Source organism: Jannaschia sp. L-14R (genome assembly GCF_056857695.1).
This window is the reverse complement of the sequence record NZ_JBSXNP010000011.1, coordinates 888,588-904,324: the sequence shown is the minus strand read 5'-3', so window position 1 is coordinate 904,324 and position 15,737 is coordinate 888,588. Positions and strand designations below refer to the sequence as shown.

At 63.3% G+C, this 15,737-nt stretch carries 15 protein-coding genes; 10 read left to right on the top strand and 5 right to left on the bottom strand.

What is annotated here, in order from left to right; translation table 11 throughout:
• The first annotated feature begins 53 nt into the window (after positions 1 to 53).
• Both AC13C2_RS17195 and AC13C2_RS17190 read left to right on the top strand, forming a co-directional pair.
• Complete coding sequence (locus AC13C2_RS17195) at positions 54 to 1,439, top strand: leucyl aminopeptidase family protein (protein ID WP_482887571.1); 1,386 nt, start codon at positions 54 to 56, stop codon at positions 1,437 to 1,439.
• Entirely contained in the window at positions 1,436 to 2,296 is an 861-nt protein-coding gene (locus AC13C2_RS17190) for a C40 family peptidase (RefSeq protein ID WP_092759049.1), read from the top strand. Before AC13C2_RS17195 ends, AC13C2_RS17190 begins: the two co-directional genes overlap by 4 nt.
• A gap of 26 nt (positions 2,297 to 2,322) precedes the next feature.
• Here the strand turns inward: AC13C2_RS17190 and AC13C2_RS17185 are convergent, their stop codons facing one another.
• Positions 2,323 to 2,658, bottom strand: a complete 336-nt coding sequence (locus AC13C2_RS17185) for a DUF2794 domain-containing protein (RefSeq protein ID WP_092759051.1) — start codon at positions 2,656 to 2,658, stop codon at positions 2,323 to 2,325.
• A 314-nt stretch (positions 2,659 to 2,972) separates the two neighbouring features.
• Complete coding sequence (locus AC13C2_RS17180) at positions 2,973 to 3,842, bottom strand: branched-chain amino acid aminotransferase (protein WP_092761054.1); 870 nt, start codon at positions 3,840 to 3,842, stop codon at positions 2,973 to 2,975.
• 136 nt (positions 3,843 to 3,978) lie between these two features.
• Here AC13C2_RS17180 and AC13C2_RS17175 point away from each other — a divergent pair, with 136 nt between their 5' ends.
• From AC13C2_RS17175 to AC13C2_RS17140, 8 genes are all read left to right on the top strand, one after another.
• Positions 3,979 to 4,473 carry a MarR family winged helix-turn-helix transcriptional regulator gene (locus AC13C2_RS17175; protein WP_092759053.1) on the top strand — a complete coding sequence of 165 codons (495 nt, stop codon included), beginning with the start codon at positions 3,979 to 3,981 and terminating at the stop codon, positions 4,471 to 4,473.
• Positions 4,470 to 5,180: a response regulator gene (locus tag AC13C2_RS17170; protein ID WP_092759055.1), complete on the top strand. Its 711-nt coding sequence runs from the start codon at positions 4,470 to 4,472 to the stop codon at positions 5,178 to 5,180. Before AC13C2_RS17175 ends, AC13C2_RS17170 begins: the two co-directional genes overlap by 4 nt.
• 66 nt (positions 5,181 to 5,246) lie before the next feature.
• Positions 5,247 to 6,170, top strand: coding sequence for a histone deacetylase family protein (locus AC13C2_RS17165; protein ID WP_482887570.1), 924 nt, complete (start codon positions 5,247 to 5,249; stop codon positions 6,168 to 6,170).
• A complete protein-coding gene (locus AC13C2_RS17160; RefSeq protein ID WP_092759059.1) occupies positions 6,163 to 6,402 on the top strand; it encodes an exodeoxyribonuclease VII small subunit in 240 nt (79 codons plus the stop codon). The genes AC13C2_RS17165 and AC13C2_RS17160 overlap by 8 nt, the downstream gene beginning before the upstream one ends.
• Complete coding sequence (locus AC13C2_RS17155; protein WP_424337707.1) at positions 6,399 to 7,268, top strand: polyprenyl synthetase family protein; 870 nt, start codon at positions 6,399 to 6,401, stop codon at positions 7,266 to 7,268. Before AC13C2_RS17160 ends, AC13C2_RS17155 begins: the two co-directional genes overlap by 4 nt.
• Before the next feature lie 10 nt (positions 7,269 to 7,278).
• The gene (gene dxs / locus AC13C2_RS17150; protein WP_482887569.1) at positions 7,279 to 9,201 is read left to right on the top strand and encodes a 1-deoxy-D-xylulose-5-phosphate synthase; all 1,923 of its coding nucleotides are present in this window, start codon (positions 7,279 to 7,281) and stop codon (positions 9,199 to 9,201) included.
• 79 nt (positions 9,202 to 9,280) lie between these two features.
• Positions 9,281 to 10,102: an NAD-dependent epimerase/dehydratase family protein gene (locus AC13C2_RS17145; RefSeq protein WP_482887568.1), complete on the top strand. Its 822-nt coding sequence runs from the start codon at positions 9,281 to 9,283 to the stop codon at positions 10,100 to 10,102.
• A complete protein-coding gene (locus AC13C2_RS17140; RefSeq protein WP_092761058.1) occupies positions 10,099 to 10,740 on the top strand; it encodes a sugar transferase in 642 nt (213 codons plus the stop codon). Before AC13C2_RS17145 ends, AC13C2_RS17140 begins: the two co-directional genes overlap by 4 nt.
• A 25-nt stretch (positions 10,741 to 10,765) precedes the next feature.
• On the opposite strand, the gene AC13C2_RS17135 is transcribed toward AC13C2_RS17140, so the two are convergent.
• Genes AC13C2_RS17135 through AC13C2_RS17125 form a run of 3 tightly spaced genes read right to left on the bottom strand, consistent with a single transcriptional unit; the run spans position 10,766 to position 15,712 of the window.
• Entirely contained in the window at positions 10,766 to 11,983 is a 1,218-nt protein-coding gene (locus AC13C2_RS17135) for a class I SAM-dependent RNA methyltransferase (protein ID WP_482887567.1), read from the bottom strand.
• Between the two features lie 43 nt (positions 11,984 to 12,026).
• Entirely contained in the window at positions 12,027 to 13,871 is a 1,845-nt protein-coding gene (locus AC13C2_RS17130; protein ID WP_482887566.1) for an ABC transporter ATP-binding protein, read from the bottom strand.
• A complete protein-coding gene (locus tag AC13C2_RS17125; RefSeq protein WP_482887565.1) occupies positions 13,868 to 15,712 on the bottom strand; it encodes an ABC transporter ATP-binding protein in 1,845 nt (614 codons plus the stop codon). Before AC13C2_RS17125 ends, AC13C2_RS17130 begins: the two co-directional genes overlap by 4 nt.
• Positions 15,713 to 15,737 lie beyond the last annotated feature (25 nt).

Genomic DNA, 15,737 nt, shown 5'->3' with positions numbered 1-15,737 from the left:
GAGTGACGCCTCCGCTATCGTGCCCGACGCCGCACCGCGCAGCCGAGGATTGCATGACACCCACGTTCGCCGCACCCGATACCCGTGCCATTCCGGTTCGCACCGTTACCACGCAGGGCTTCGACGACTGGCTCGCCAGTCAGGATGTGCCGGTACGCGACTGGGTCCGGGCCAATGGGTTCATCGGAACCGCGGGTCAGATTCTGCGCCTGCCCGCACCCGATATGTCCATCGCCCGCGTTCTGCTGGGTTGGGGCGGGCCGAAGGACCGGGTGCGCACCCGGTTTCTGTTCGCCAAGGCCGCTGTGGCGTTGAAATCAGGCACCTATGCGCTGGACGGCGATCTGACGGCGAACCAGACCGAAGAGGCGGCACTGGGGTGGCTTCTGTCCGCCTATAGCTTCGACCGCTACAAGGGCGATGAGGTCGAAGTCGCGCGTCTGAAGGCCCCCAAGGGCGTCGACGCCCTCCGTCTGGAGGCGATTGCCGCGGGCGAATGCCTGACCCGCGATCTGATCAACACGCCCGCCAGCGACATGGGCCCGGACGAGTTGGAGGCGGCCTGTCGCAATCTGGCACAGACCCATGGTGCCGACATCAAGGTGACCACGGGCGACGCGCTTCTGGACGACAATCTGCCGATGATCCACGCGGTCGGGCGCGCCTCGACCCGCGCCCCGCGTCTGATCGACATCACCTGGGGCCACGACGGTCCACGGATCACGCTGGTCGGCAAGGGCGTGTGCTTCGACACGGGCGGGCTGAACCTGAAGCCCGGCACGTCAATGGGACTGATGAAGAAGGACATGGGCGGGGCTGCGACGGTTCTGGGCCTGGCGCATATGATCATGGCGACCGGGCAGAACCTGCGGCTGCGCGTCCTGATCCCGGCCGTGGAGAATGCGGTCGCAGGCAATGCTTTCCGGCCCGGTGACGTGCTGACCGCGCGCAATGGATTGACGGTCGAGATCAACAACACCGACGCCGAAGGCCGACTGGTGCTTGCCGATGCATTGGCGCTGGCGGACGAGACGCCACCGGATCTGATGATCTGCATGGCGACGTTGACGGGCGCGGCGCGGGTGGCCCTCGGCCCTGATCTGGCGCCGTTCTATACTGATGACGATGCGCTCGCGATGGCGCTGAACCACGCCGGTCACAGGGTGCGCGACCCGCTCTGGCGGATGCCGTTCCACCGGCCCTATGACGACATGATCGAGCCTGCCATCGCCGATCTGGACAACGCCCCCTCGGGCGGATTCGCGGGCAGCATCACGGCGGCATTGTTTCTTGACCGGTTCGTGCGCAACACGCCGCGGTTCGCACACTTCGACATCTATGGCTGGAATCCCGTGGCCGCCCCGGCACGTCCAAAGGGGGGCGTCGGCATGGGCGCGCGGGCGATTTTCGACGCACTGCCCAAGGTGCTGTCGCTGTGACGGCCTACGATCCCCGCATAACGCCCGCCAACGGTCACGCCGCCGCGCACGAACTGCGCGGTCTGGTCCAGGCGACGCGCTACGTCAAAGGTACGGTTCGCACGGTGCAGCAGCCGCTTGTCAACCTGTCGGACGCTCCTCGCGGTGAGCGCTCCAGTCAGCTTTTGTTCGGTGAAGCGTTCCGGGTGATCGACGAACGTGACGGTTTTGCCTTCGGGCAGAGCCTGCGGGACGGATATTGCGGTTATGTCATCTCCGGTGCCCTGACGCGGCAGGAAGCAGCGACGCATTGGGTCGCGGCCCCTGCCACGCATCTGTATCCCAAGGGCCGCCTCAAAGCGCCGCCCGAGGTCGCGATCTTTTTCGGCAGCCAGGTGCGGGTGACGTCCGATCTTGGCGACTTCAAGAAAATCTCGACCGGACACTTCATTCCGACCGGCCATCTGCAACCGCTACGCGCGCGGTTTTCCGACACGGTCGGCGTGGCGGACATGTTTCTGGGCACGCCCTATCTGTGGGGGGGCTCGTCGCGATGGGGTATCGATTGTTCGGGACTGGTGCAGGCGGCGCTCGTGGCCTGCGGTCTGGACTGTCCACGCGACAGTGATCAGCAACGCGGCGTCGGGCGCGAACTTCACCCCGAGGAGCCATTGCAGCGCGGCGATCTGATCTTCTGGTCCGGGCACGTCGGTCTGATGTCAGACGCCAATACCCTTCTGCACGCCAATGCCCATCACATGGCGGTCGCCTATGAACCGCTTGTGCAGGCCCGCAACCGGATCGCCGCGAATACTGACGGCGCGGAGGCCGGCACCGGCGATATCGTGATGCGACGACGGCCCGAATTGCGGAGTTGACGATATGCGGTCGGGCGAACCGTTCGTCAGTTCACCGACCGGATCAGCTTGCGTTCCAGCACGCGCAGGACAGTTTTCAGGTCCGACCCGCGTCGCAGAATACGGCCATCCATCCCGATGACACAGTAAAGACCCTGCTTGGCCGCCATCTTCGGGCGCTTTTCGATGCGAAACATCGGTTGTTCGGCGGTGCGGCGAAAAACCGAAAAGACAGCCACGTCACGCAGCGCGGATATGCCGTAATCCCGCCATTCGCCCGCCGCGACGAACCGACCGTATAACGACAGGATCACCGACAGTTCACTGCGCTGAAAATGCACATTGTCGTGGGTCGGAGAATGGATCGGCGTCGGCGCATTCATTGCGTCAAACGTGGCCCTTGCCGGGCATCGGCGCAAGGTTTCGTTGTGCCGGATGGACGCGAAGACGTTAACTTCGTCACATATCTGCCCTGAAATTACCCGGCCATGACCGCATCGTCACCCTCAAACCGCCGCGCGACACTCTCAAAACGGATCATGTAGGAGCGAAAGCTCACCCCGATGCGACGAACTATTGCCCCCACCCAGTCGCCGCATCAGGGAGCTACAGGCAGATAGGTTCCACAAATCGCCTGCCGGTCATCACGACCCCGTCCTTCAGGACGGGGTCGCTTTTTGTTATGCAGTCCGCCGTATCAGGTTCGGACCAGCTTTTCATAGGATTCCGCGATATCGCGGGTCAGTTCGCCCACCTCGAAATTATAATCCCCGATCTGACCCACCGGCGTGACCTCGGCGGCGGTACCGGTCAGCCAGCACTGCTCGAACCCCTCCAGCTCCTCGGGCATGATATGGCGTTCGTGGACCTTGATTCCGCGGTCGCGGAGCATCCCCAGCACCGTTTGTCTCGTGATTCCATTCAGGAAGCAGTCAGGATCAGGCGTATGTACCTCGCCGTTCTTTACGAAGAAAATGTTCGCGCCCGTCGCCTCGGCGACATAGCCGCGATAGTCGAACATCATCGCATCCGAACAGCCTTTCGCCTCTGCGGCATGCTTTGACATCGTACAGATCATGTAGAGGCCCGCGGCCTTGGCGGTGTATGGTGCCGTTTCGGGCGAGGGACGTTTCCACCGCGCGATGTCCAGCTTCGCGCCTTTCATCTTGGCGTCACCATAGTAATTGCCCCAGGCCCAGGTCGCGACAGCCATCCGCACCGGGTTGCGTGCTGAACTGACGCCCATATCCTCGCCCGCACCGCGCCATGCCAGAACACGAACATAAGCGTCGTCCAGCCCGTTGGCTTTCATCGTTTCGTATTTCGCGGCCTCGATCTCGTCGATCGAATAGGGGATTTCCATATCGAGCGCCCGTCCCGAAGCGATCAGACGCTCCGAATGTCGGCGCGATTCGAAGATCTTGCCGGAATAGGCACGCTCGCCCTCGAAAACGGCGCTGGCATAGTGCATTGCATGGGTCAGCAGGTGGACATTCGCGTCCTTCCAGTCGACCAGCGTGCCATCCATCCAAATCTTGCCATCGAGTTCCGCATAGGACCCAGCCATGATGTTCTCCATTCCATTCGTTACGAAATTACGCCCCATTCGGACATAATATTGCGTGAAATCTGGCCGTCGCTAACAATCCCGTCTTGGAATGTCAACAAGACTGACGTAGTTTCAGCCAGCACAAGGGGGGAAAATGGCCCAGGGACACAGCGACAATCTTCTGTTTCTTACCGATGAACAGCTGCGTCGCGCAATCGAGGCGATGTTCTTCGCCTATCGCGGCTTCACCGCCGACCCGGACCGTATTCTGGCCGAAATGAACTATGGCCGTGCCCATCACCGCGCGATCCACTTCATCCATCGCAGCCCCGGAACCACCGTCAACAACCTGCTGGCGATCCTGGGCGTGACCAAACAATCGCTGAACCGCGTCCTGCGAACCCTGGTCGAGGATGGGCTGGTCGACAGCCGCGTGGGTCAACGCGACCGCCGCGAACGACACCTTTACCTGACTGAACGCGGCGATGCGCTGGAGCGGGAGCTGTCGGATGCGCAGCGCGCCCGCATGCGCGCCGCCTTCCGAGAAGCGGGCCCGACTGCCGTCGCTGGATTTCGCGAGGTCCTTGAGCATATGATGGACCCGGAACTGCGCCGCCATTTCGCGGTTGCGAAGGAAGGCGACAGATGACCGAAGATGCCCTGCCGGGCCATCAGGCTCATGTCCTGCTGGTGGATGACGACGAACGAATCCGGGGGCTCTTGCAGAAGTTCCTGATGCGCAACGGCTATCTGATCACCGCAGCCCGCGATGCGGATCATGCGCGGCGTCTGCTGGCGGGTCTGGATTTCGATCTGGCTATCCTCGACGTGATGATGCCGGGCGACAATGGCTTCGTGCTCTGTGCGGAAATCCGCGAGACGCGGGACATGCCGATCCTGCTGCTGACGGCCAAGGGCGAAACATCGGACCGGATCACCGGGCTGGAGGCCGGGGCCGACGATTACCTGTCCAAACCGTTCGAACCGAAAGAGCTTCTGCTGCGGCTCAAGGCGATCCTGCGACGTGTTCCTGCCTCGGGCGGCGCCATGCCAAAGACGCTGCACCTCGGCTCTGCGCGCTACGATCTGGACCGCGGCGAATTGTTCCGCGGACAGGACCCTGTGCGCCTGACCGCAACCGAGACGACGTTGATGCGTGTCCTCGCTGCGACCCCGCATCAGGCGGTCAGCCGCGCCACGCTGGTCGACAGGCTGGGCCGTGACGGCGAGGCGTCGGGCGAACGCGCGGTCGACGTACAGATCACCCGCCTTCGCCGCAAGTTGGAACAGGATCCGAAGCAGCCGCGATATCTTCAGACGGTGCGAGGCGAAGGTTACATGCTTGCACCCGACTGAGCGGTGGCCGGGGGTCAAGCCCCAGACCCCCTGGGATACTTTCGCCAAAAGGAAAACGACCTTCCAATGACCCTGCTGATGACCCATCCCGATGCCGACGCGCACGAAAATCCGCCCGGCCACCCCGAACAGGTGAGGCGACTTCAGGCCGTTCGCCGTGCAATGGACGACATGGTTCTGGCGCGCGAGAAACCGTCGGAAGCATCGGACGCAGATCTGACCCGCTGTCATCCGCAGGATTATGTCGATGCGCTGACGACCGCCTCGCCCGCCGAAGGCTGGGCGCAACTTGACCCTGACACCTATCTGTCGCCCGGCACGATCCGCGCTGCGCGTCTGGCTGCGGGGGCCGCGATCCGCGCGGTGGACGCGGTGATCGGCGGCGAACACGCGAACGCCTTCGTCGCCATGCGCCCACCCGGACATCATGCCGAAACGGCCAAGCCGATGGGGTTCTGCCTGTTCGGCACCGTCGCCATCGCCGCCAAACATGCTTTGGATGTGCATGGACTTGACCGGGTGGCAGTGGTCGATTTCGACGTCCACCACGGCAATGGCACGCAGGATTTGTTGTGGGACGAGCCGCGAACGCTATTCGTCTCCTCCCACCAGTCACCGCTCTGGCCCGGAACTGGCGAGGTCGGGGACAGGGGCGCGCATGACAACGTCATCAACGTCCCCTTGCCACCGGGCAGCGACGGCAGCGTGCTTCGAGCCCGGATGAAACCTGCCCTTGACCGATTGGACGCCTTCGCGCCCGAAATGGTCATCGTCTCGGCCGGATTCGACGCTCACCGTGAAGACCCGCTGGCGCAGTTGGAATGGGACGAGGGTGATTTCGCCTGGATCACCGAACAGCTGTGCGATCTGGCGGATCGCCATGCCGAAGGTCGTCTGGTGTCATGCCTCGAAGGCGGCTATGACCTCGACGCGCTGGCGACTTCGGTCGCGGCCCATGTGGACGTTCTGCGGAGGCGGGGAAATGGCTGATGACATCAGGGACATGAGTTTCGAGACGGCCTTGGCCGAGCTGGAAAAAGTCGTGAACCAATTGGACAGCGGCGACGTGCCGCTGGAAAATTCCATCAGGCTTTATGAACGCGGCGCGGCCCTGAAGGCGCATTGCGATGCCAAGCTGAAGGACGCCGAGGAGAAGGTCGCGCAGATAACCCTCGATGCGAAGGGACAGCCGACCGGCACCACCCCGGCCGAGGGAATGTGACTTTCCAAGACCGGCTGCGCACGGCCCAGGACGACATTCAAAACACATTGACCGATTTGCTGGCCGCTTTCGACGGGCCGGTGGGCGACGCAATGCGCTATGCCTGTACCGGCGGGAAACGTCTGCGCGGGTTTCTGGCGCTGGAGACCTCGGCTCTGTTCGACGTGCCCCGTCCCCGTGCCTTGCGGGTGGCGGCGGCGATCGAGGCGGTTCACGCCTATTCCCTGATCCACGACGACCTGCCCTGCATGGATGACGACGACATGCGGCGCGGTCACCCCACCGTCCACCGCAGATGGGACGATGCGACGGCGGTTCTGGCCGGGGATGCGTTGCAGTCCGCAGCTTTCGAATGGCTGGCGGATGCCGCAACCCATGACGACGCCGGCGTTCGCGCCGATCTGGTGCTGACACTGGCCCGGAACGCAGGCGCGGCGGGCATGGTGCGGGGACAGGCGCTGGATATCGCGGCGGAAACGGCGGCGACGGCCCTGTCACTGGATCAGATCATCGAATTGCAGCGTCTGAAAACCGGATGTCTGCTGGAATGGCCGTGTCGCGCCGGTGCCTTGCTGGCGCAGGCCAATCCCGCGCCCCTGCTGGCTTATGCCGCTGATCTGGGGCTGGCGTTCCAGATCGCCGATGACTTGCTCGACGTCGAAGGCGACGCAGAAATCGTGGGCAAGGCCGTCGGCAAGGATGCGGGCGCCGGCAAGGCAACATTTGTATCGCTAATGGGAGCTGAGGCGGCCCGTACCCGTGCCGATAATCTTGTTAAAACTGCACAAGGCAGCCTTTTGCCCTTCGGTGATCGCGCTGATACCCTTGCCGCGGTCGCGCGCTATGTCGTGACCCGCGACAAGTGAGGCCGACGCCATGACCGAAACTCCTGCCCCCGAAACACCGCTTCTTGACCGGATCGCCGAGCCCGCTGACTTGCGCAATCTGTCGGACCGCGACTTGCGACAGGTCGCCGACGAACTTCGGTCCGAGACGATACACGCGGTATCCCGAACCGGCGGTCATCTGGGGGCCGGGCTGGGTGTAGTCGAACTGACCGTGGCATTACACGCTGTCTTCGACACGCCCCGCGACAAATTGATCTGGGACGTCTCGCATCAATGTTACCCGCACAAAATCCTGACCGGGCGCCGCAGTCAGATGAATACGCTGCGCCAGAAGGATGGCCTGTCCGGCTTCACCAAACGCACGGAATCGCCTTACGACCCGTTCGGGGCGGCCCATGCCTCGACCTCGATCTCGGCGGCGTTGGGATTTGCCGTCGGACGTGACTTGGGGGCACCGGGCAATGGCGACGCCATCGCGGTGATAGGCGACGGCGCGTTGACCGGCGGTATGGCATTCGAGGCGCTGAACCACGCCGGACATCTGAAGAAGCGCCTGATCGTGATCCTGAACGACAACGAAATGTCGATTGCACCGCCGGTGGGCGCGATGTCGTCCTATCTGTCGCGGCTCTATGCGGGAAATCCGTTCCAGGACCTGAAGGCCGCTGCCAAGGGTGCCGTCGGATTCCTGCCAGGCCCCCTCCAGGAAGGCGCGCGCCGGGCGAAAGAGATGCTCAAGGGCATGACCGTCGGCGGCACATTGTTCGAAGAACTGGGCTTCAGCTATGTCGGACCTATCGACGGGCACGATATGGAGACGTTGCTGGGGGTGCTGCGTGCCGTCAAGACACGTGCGACGGGGCCGATCCTGATCCATGCGATCACCAAGAAGGGCAAGGGCTTCCGCCCCGCCGAACACGCAAGCGACGGAGGTCATGCGACCGCCCGGTTCAATGTGACGACCGGGGCGCAGTCCAAGGCCCCGTCCAACGCGCCCAGCTATACCAAGGTCTTTGCCGAAAGCCTGATGCAGGAAGCCGCTGACGACGATCGCATCGTCGCGGTCACGGCGGCGATGCCGGATGGCACCGGGCTGAACCTCTTCGCGGAACGCTTTTCGTCGCGTTGCTTCGATGTGGGCATCGCTGAACAGCATGGTGTGACATTCTGTGCGGGTCTGGCCGCATCGGGGATGAAGCCGTTCTGCACGATCTACTCGACATTCCTGCAACGGGGTTATGACCAGATCGTCCACGACGTCGCCCTGCAACGTCTGCCGGTGCGTTTCGCCATCGACCGGGCCGGTCTGGTCGGGGCAGATGGTGCGACCCATGCCGGAAGCTTCGACATCGCCTATCTGTCCAACCTTCCGGGCATGGTCGTCATGGCCGCCGCCGACGAAGCCGAGTTGCGGCATATGGTGGCGACCGCCGCGGCCCATGACGACGGCCCGATCGCGTTCCGCTTCCCGCGCGGCGAAGGCGTCGGCTGCGACCTGCCCGAACGGGGCGCACCATTGGAGATCGGCAAGGGACGGATGATCCACGAAGGCTCCCGCGTTGCGATCCTGTCCTTCGGCGCGCGTCTGGCCGAAGTGGAGGCTGCGCGCGAAAAACTGATGGCGCGGGGCATTACGCCGACCGTCGCGGATGCCCGTTTCGCCAAACCATTGGACCGCGAACTGATCCTGCAACTGGCCCGGGACCACGAGGCGCTGATCACCATTGAGGAAGGCGCCGTCGGGGGTTTCGGCAGTCACGTCGCGCAATTGCTGGCCGAAAACGCCGTGTTCGACACAGGCCTGCGCTTCCGGTCGATGGTCCTGCCGGATGCCTTTATTGATCAGGCCGGCCCGCACCAGATGTATGCCGACGCTGGGCTGAATTCAGGCGATATCGAACGCCGTGTGCTGTCGGTTTTAGGGGTCGACGTTCTGGAACGCCGCGCCTGACGGGACAGACGCGGTTAACCAGATTTTATGATTTGCTGACTAGGCTTCGAAAAAACCGAGGATTGGCAGGACGATCATGATGCCCGACCCTTTGTCAACAGGTCTGGACGGCTTGGCCGTTACAGGCGCAACCGGACGGATCGGGACCCTGTTGCGCGGCATTTGGTCGAATGGTGGGGCCGATGGCATTGCTTGGCTCGCGCGGTCGGACGAACCATTACCGGACATGCTGCACGGACGGCGAACCCTGTTGGCGCTGGCCGGGGTGACCTGTGGGGATGCGGCGGCCATCGACAGTAACGTCACACTCGCCATCGGAGCGCTGGATGCTGCCCGTGACGAAAATCTGGATCGCGTTTTCCTGATGTCCTCCGCCGCGGTCTATGGCCGCGCAAAGGGCCGCCTGAGCGAAGATCGCACGCCAACGCCCATTGGCTCCTATGGCGCGGCAAAGGCCCGGATGGAGGCCGCTGCTGCCGAATGGACGGAACGCCATCCCGATGGCCCGCAAGTCACCTGTTTGCGGTTGGGGAATGTCGCCGGGGCGGATGCCTTGCTCGGACAGCTGAATGGGTGCACACCCAGCCTCGACGTCTTCGCGAACGGTCGCACCCCTTGTCGCAGCTATCTTGGCCCTGTCTCTCTGGCTGCGATCCTGTCACGGTTGTTCGCCTGTCCATCCCCTTTGCCTCCGGTATTGAACGTCTCGGCCCCGGACCCTGTCGACATGGCAGACCTGCTTCGTGCTGCAGATCGGCAATGGCTCGGTATACCGGCGGGCGTGGATGCCATAGCGAAAGTCTCGCTGGACGTGCGGGTATTGCGCAGGTTTGTGGATTTGCCCGAAGGTTGTGCAAGCCCGGAGCGTATCGTCGCCGAATGGCGCGGTCTGGCCGCATGACGCCCGGCAAACGTCTCTTCGATATCCTGTTTTCGCTGTATCTGATGGCGTTTCTCGCACCGGTTTTCGTGATGGTGACGTGGAATGTCTGGCGCAGACAGGGGCGTCCGATTTTCCACGGGTCGGAACGAATGAAGACCACGACCGAAAGCTTCGTTCTTTGGAAATATCGCACCATGCAGCCAGTGCCGTCCGATAGCGGCGTCACCGGCGGGGACAAGGCGGCACGGGTTACGGATTATGGCAAGGCCCTGCGGCAGCGGCGGCTGGATGAATTGCCGCAACTCTGGAACATCCTGCGTGGAGATATCAGTTTCGTCGGACCGCGCCCGCCCCTGCGCCGCTATGTCGAGATGTTTCCGGATCTGTATGCGCGGATCCTGGCCTCCCGTCCCGGTGTCACCGGTTTGGCCAGCCTGATCTTTGCCCCGCACGAGGATCGCCATCTGGCCCGCACGACCACGCCGACCCAGACCGAGGCCGTCTATATTGGCATTTGCATTCCCAGAAAGGCCAGACTCGACCTTTTGTATCACCGGCACCGCAGCTTCTGGCTGGACGTCAAACTGATCTCCTGGACGACGGCCAGGTTTTTTCCGGATCGTCTGCGCCCCCGGCGCAAGGGCAGGCCAGTCTGAGAGATCCTGGCCTGGCGCAGTCGCTTCAGCCGCGATCGAACCGGGTCACCAGTTCGACATGCGGCGACCAGCGGAACTGGTCTACCACGGTGACCGGTCCCATCCGCCAACCGGCCCCCACCAATATCGCGGCATCCCGCGCGAACGTGCCCGGATTGCAGCTGACGAATGCGATCGTCGTCAGATCAGAGACGGCAAGCTGCGCCACCTGAGCTTCGGCCCCGGCGCGAGGCGGGTCAATGACCGCCGCGTCGTAGCGCGACAATTCCTCTGACAGCAAAGGATTACGGAACAGATCACGCACCTGCGCGGTAACCGCCTTCAATCCGGTCGCGTGTCGTGCACCGTGGGCCAGTGCCTCGATCAGTGCACGGTCGCCCTCGATAGCATGGACCGGTGCCATTTTTGCAATCGGAAACGTGAATGTGCCGCAGCCCGCGAACAGGTCGACGACACTTTGCGCACCCGCAAGGCTTTCGTTCACGGCATTGACCAGTGCTGCTTCTCCCTCGGCTGTGGCCTGCAGGAAGGCCCCCGGCGGCAGCATCACGCGAGCCGCGCCCAACGTCACGACAGGAGGGGTCTGTTGCAGCGCCGTCTCGCCATTCCAGGTGATCCGCGCGAAGGCCATGGCCAATGGCGCGAGGGCAAGCATGACATCGCGGTCAAACGGTTTCGCCTGCTCCACCGACAGGTCGATACCGGTGGCGGTCTGCGTGACGTGCAACGTAACCTCGCTCCCGCGCGTCGCGGCTAGCCGGGTAATCTGATCCAGCGCTGGCAGCGCGGCGATCAGATCGGGGTGCAGCAACCGACAGTCGGGCCCCTCGACGATGTCGGTGCCCCCCGCCACGTGAAACCCGACCTGTGCGCCCTTCTTGGTGCGCCGCCCCGACAGCGCAGCGCGGCGACGGCTGTTCGGCGGCGATGTCTGGACCCCGGTAATCCTGGCGTCGATCCCGACCCGTGCCAGTGTGTCGCGCACCAGCCCGGCTTTCCACCCTTCAACGAACGCGTCCGATGCGTGCTGAAGCGAACATCCTCCGCAGCGACGATAATGCGGACAGGGCGCGGTAACGCGATCGGTCGAGGGTGTGACGATTTTCGGGGCGATGATCCGGTCGCCGGTAACTTCACCCTCGATAACCTCGCCCGGCAGGGTGCGTGCGGCGAACACCGGGCCAACGGGACCGGACGCGATGCCGTCGCCATGATGGCCAAGGCGGGTGATGGAAAACGTCATGTCGGGTCTTTCGCGAAACGAAGCGGGGCACATCTGTCTCATGTCACTCCGCCGCAAGGTCCTCCACCCCGATGAAGCCACCGGACTGACGATCCCAATAGCGGGCATAAGTGCCTTTTGCAGCCAGCAACTCACTGTGGGTTCCGGCCTCGACGATTTGCCCGGCCTCCAGCACGACGATGCGATCCATGCGGGCGATGGTGGACAGGCGATGGGCAATGGCGATCACGGTCTTGTCCTCCATCACGCGGTCCAAGGCGGTCTGGATCGCAGCCTCGGCTTCGCTGTCGAGTGCGCTGGTGGCTTCGTCCAGAACCAGAACCGGCGCGTCTTTCAGGATGGCACGGGCCAGGGCAATCCGCTGGCGCTGCCCTCCCGACAGTTTGACGCCGCGTTCGCCCAGATACGCATCGTACCCGGTGTTTCCTTTGTGATCGCGCAGGCCGGTAATGAACTCATGCGCCTCGGCCCGTCGCGCGGCGTCTTCGACCTCGGCCTGCGTCGCATCGGGGCGACCGTACAGAATGTTGTCGCGCGCAGTCCGGTTGAACATCGCCGTTTCCTGCGTGACCATCCCGATCTGCCGTCGCAGACTGTCTTGGGTAATGTCGCGGATGTCGCGCCCATCCAGCGTGATATGTCCGGATTCCGGGTCATAAAGCCGCAGCAACAAGGCCACGAGCGTCGACTTGCCTGCGCCCGATGCCCCGACCACGCCCAGCTTTTCGCCCCGCTCAAGCGTCAGGGTCAGGTCGACAAGTCCGCCACCCTCTCGTCCATAGCTGAAGGTTACGCCTTCGAATGCGATGCGCCCTTCCGCACGGTCAACCTCCAGCGCGGCGTCTCCGTCGCGCAGGGTCCAGCGCGGCGTCAGCGTATTCATCCCGTCCTCGATCTCGCCCACGTCGGCATACATCGACATAAGCGTGAAGCTGACCCAGCCTGTCATCTGTGCAATCCGGATGGCGATGGCCCCCGCCGCGCCGATGTCACCCGGCGTGGCGGTGCCCGACTGCCACAAAAGAACCGTTCCGCCGATCAGCAATACGGGCAGCAGACCCGCGATCGCCATCAGGGCGAAACGAAAGGCGGTCGAAACATGCCCGAACTCGACCGCGCGCAGCCGCAGGCGTTCCATCGCATCGAGCGCGGTGCGATCCTCGTGATCGCCATGGCCGAACAGTTTCACGGTTTTGATGTTGGTGATCGTATCCACCACCTGCCCGGTGACCATCGCACGCGCCGCCGCGCGGGCCTTGGACCGCCCGCGAATGCGCGGCATGAACCATCGGATCAGCGCGAAATAGATACCAAGCCAGATCGTCAGAGCCAGCGCCACACGCCAGTCGATGGAAATCAGCAGGATCGCCGAACCGACCATCGACGCCAGTGCAAAGGCGATGACGTTGATGAACTCGTTCGCCACCGATGTGACGGCACGTGCCGTCTGCATCTGCTTGGTGGCGATGCGGCCTGCAAAATCGTTGTCGAAGAAGGTGACCGCCTGGCCCAGTGTCCAGCGGTGCAGACGCGACTGGACCAGAGGGTAAATATTCGGCGTGACGGCGATACCGTTCATCGCAGCCGAACTGCCGAACAACAGCGGACGCAGGATGATGTAGAACGCCGCGAACCCTCCAAGCAATGCGGCGTTGCGGACGAAATATCCCTCCGGCCCGGTCATGGCGCTGTCGATCACGGCACCCAACAGGAAAGCGGTGATGACCTCGGACACTCCGGCTGCGGCGCTGATTGCAAAGGCCCACCCCATTACGCCCCAGGACCCCGACAGACCCCAGCGAATAAACGCGGCCAACGTCTGCGGTGGCGGACCATCGGCGTGCAGGAAAGGATCGAACAGATGGGACAGACGCTGAATGACAGTCATTCCGCGGCCTCTCGCGTGTCGATGAAACCGCCCGACTGGCGTGCCCAGAATTGCGAATACAGCCCGCCGGCAGCCAGCAGCTTGTCGTGCGTATCCTCTTCTATGATGCGTCCGTCGTCGATTACCAGAATGCGGTCCATCGCGGCGATGGTCGACAGACGGTGTGCGATGGCGATCACCGTCTTGCCTTCCATCATGCCATAGAGCGTGTCCTGAATCGCGGCCTCGACCTCGCTGTCGAGTGCGCTCGTCGCTTCGTCCAGAACCAGAACCGGCGCGTCTTTGAGGATTACGCGGGCCAGCGCGATCCGCTGCCGTTGCCCGCCGGACAGCTTCACGCCCCGTTCGCCGACATGCGCATCATAACCCGTTCGCCCCTCGGGATCGGCAAGATCAAGGATGAACTCATGCGCCTGCGCCTTACGGGCCGCCGCCTCGACCTGCGCGTCGGTCGCATTGGCGCGGCCATAGCGGATGTTGTCGGCAACCGACCGATGCAGAAGCGAGCTGTCCTGCTGCACCATGCCGATAGCGTGCCGCAGGCTGGATTGCGTAACATCGCGCAGGTCCTGACCGTCGATGGTGATCGTCCCGGCTTCGGGGTCGTAGAATCGCAGCAACAGCTTGACCAAGGTAGATTTGCCCGCGCCCGATCGCCCGATCAATCCGACCTTTTCGCCCGGACGGATATGAAGCGTCAGGTCGGTCACGCCGCCCTTGCCGCCGCCGTAATGATGCGTGACGCGGTGGAAGCCAATGGCACCATCCGTCAAGTCCAGCGGCACGGCCCCCTGCGAATCGCGCAAGTGGATCGGTTGCGCGATGGTTTCCATGCCCTCCTCGACGACGCCGAGGCTGCGGAAGAAAGAGGTCAGTGCCCACATGATCCAGCCGGTCATCGCGTTCAGGCGTAGCACCAGTGCGGTGGCCGCAGCGATCACGCCGACCGAAGCCGTGCCCCCGACCCAGAGACTGATCCCCCAGCCGACGACGCCCACGATAAGAAGACCGTTCAGCGTGACCAGCGACACGTCCATGATGGTGAAGATCCGCATTTCGCGCGCGAAGGTGGCGCGTGTCGTCTCGATGGCGGACTTGGCATAGGCCAGCTCCTCGCCTTCGTGTGCGAATAGTTTCACGGAATGGATGTTGGTATAGGCATCGACCACCCGGCCCGTCGTCATCGACCGCGCATCGCTGCTGGCCTTGGATGCGGGGCCGACACGCCGGACCGTCCAGCGCACCAGAACCGCATACAACGCGAACCAGATCAGCAGAGGGATCACCAGCCGCGGGTCGGCGTCGAACAGCAAGATGCCCGCACCAATGAAATAGGCCAGAGCAAAAGCGATCGCGTCGAACACCTGAAACACCGCCTCGCCCGCAGCCGGAGGAGCCTGCATGATGCGGTTGGCGATGCGCCCGGCAAAGTCATTCTCGAACCAGCCGACCGACTGGCGCAGCACATGGTTGTGCGCCCGCCAGCGCATCAATGTGCCGTAGTTCGGCAGGATCGCGTTATTCAGGAGCAGTGTGTTGAGCGTCTGCAACGCGGGCCGCAGAATCAGGATGAACAGCGCAACGGCGACCAGTTCCATGCCGTTGTCGCGGAAGAAGGTGGCGGGCGCGCTTTCCGTCAGGCTGTCGACCAGCCGCCCCATGTAGGCCAGCAGCCAGATTTCGACCACCGCGACCAGCACGGCAACCAGGGCGGTCACGGCGAAGACCCGTTTGAAGGGGCGCGAATAATCCTTGAGGAACGGCCAGAGCCGGGCTGGAGGAGTGTCGGACTCCATATGCGGCGCATAGGGGTCGACCAGGGTTTCGAAGAAGCGGAACATCGGATGGGCTTTCGGGGTGCCCTAG

What these genes read in the sequence shown, in the direction of transcription:
- AC13C2_RS17195 (WP_482887571.1), top strand. Translation starts at nt 54, where the DNA reads ATGACACCCACGTTCGCCGCACCCGATACCCGTGCCATTCCGGTTCGC.
- AC13C2_RS17185 (WP_092759051.1), bottom strand. Translation starts at nt 2,658, where the DNA reads ATGAATGCGCCGACGCCGATCCATTCTCCGACCCACGACAATGTGCAT.
- AC13C2_RS17180 (WP_092761054.1), bottom strand. Translation starts at nt 3,842, where the DNA reads ATGGCTGGGTCCTATGCGGAACTCGATGGCAAGATTTGGATGGATGGC.
- AC13C2_RS17175 (WP_092759053.1), top strand. Translation starts at nt 3,979, where the DNA reads ATGGCCCAGGGACACAGCGACAATCTTCTGTTTCTTACCGATGAACAG.
- AC13C2_RS17170 (WP_092759055.1), top strand. Translation starts at nt 4,470, where the DNA reads ATGACCGAAGATGCCCTGCCGGGCCATCAGGCTCATGTCCTGCTGGTG.
- AC13C2_RS17165 (WP_482887570.1), top strand. Translation starts at nt 5,247, where the DNA reads ATGACCCTGCTGATGACCCATCCCGATGCCGACGCGCACGAAAATCCG.
- AC13C2_RS17160 (WP_092759059.1), top strand. Translation starts at nt 6,163, where the DNA reads ATGGCTGATGACATCAGGGACATGAGTTTCGAGACGGCCTTGGCCGAG.
- dxs (WP_482887569.1), top strand. Translation starts at nt 7,279, where the DNA reads ATGACCGAAACTCCTGCCCCCGAAACACCGCTTCTTGACCGGATCGCC.
- AC13C2_RS17145 (WP_482887568.1), top strand. Translation starts at nt 9,281, where the DNA reads ATGCCCGACCCTTTGTCAACAGGTCTGGACGGCTTGGCCGTTACAGGC.
- AC13C2_RS17140 (WP_092761058.1), top strand. Translation starts at nt 10,099, where the DNA reads ATGACGCCCGGCAAACGTCTCTTCGATATCCTGTTTTCGCTGTATCTG.
- AC13C2_RS17135 (WP_482887567.1), bottom strand. Translation starts at nt 11,983, where the DNA reads ATGACGTTTTCCATCACCCGCCTTGGCCATCATGGCGACGGCATCGCG.
- AC13C2_RS17130 (WP_482887566.1), bottom strand. Translation starts at nt 13,871, where the DNA reads ATGACTGTCATTCAGCGTCTGTCCCATCTGTTCGATCCTTTCCTGCAC.
- AC13C2_RS17125 (WP_482887565.1), bottom strand. Translation starts at nt 15,712, where the DNA reads ATGTTCCGCTTCTTCGAAACCCTGGTCGACCCCTATGCGCCGCATATG.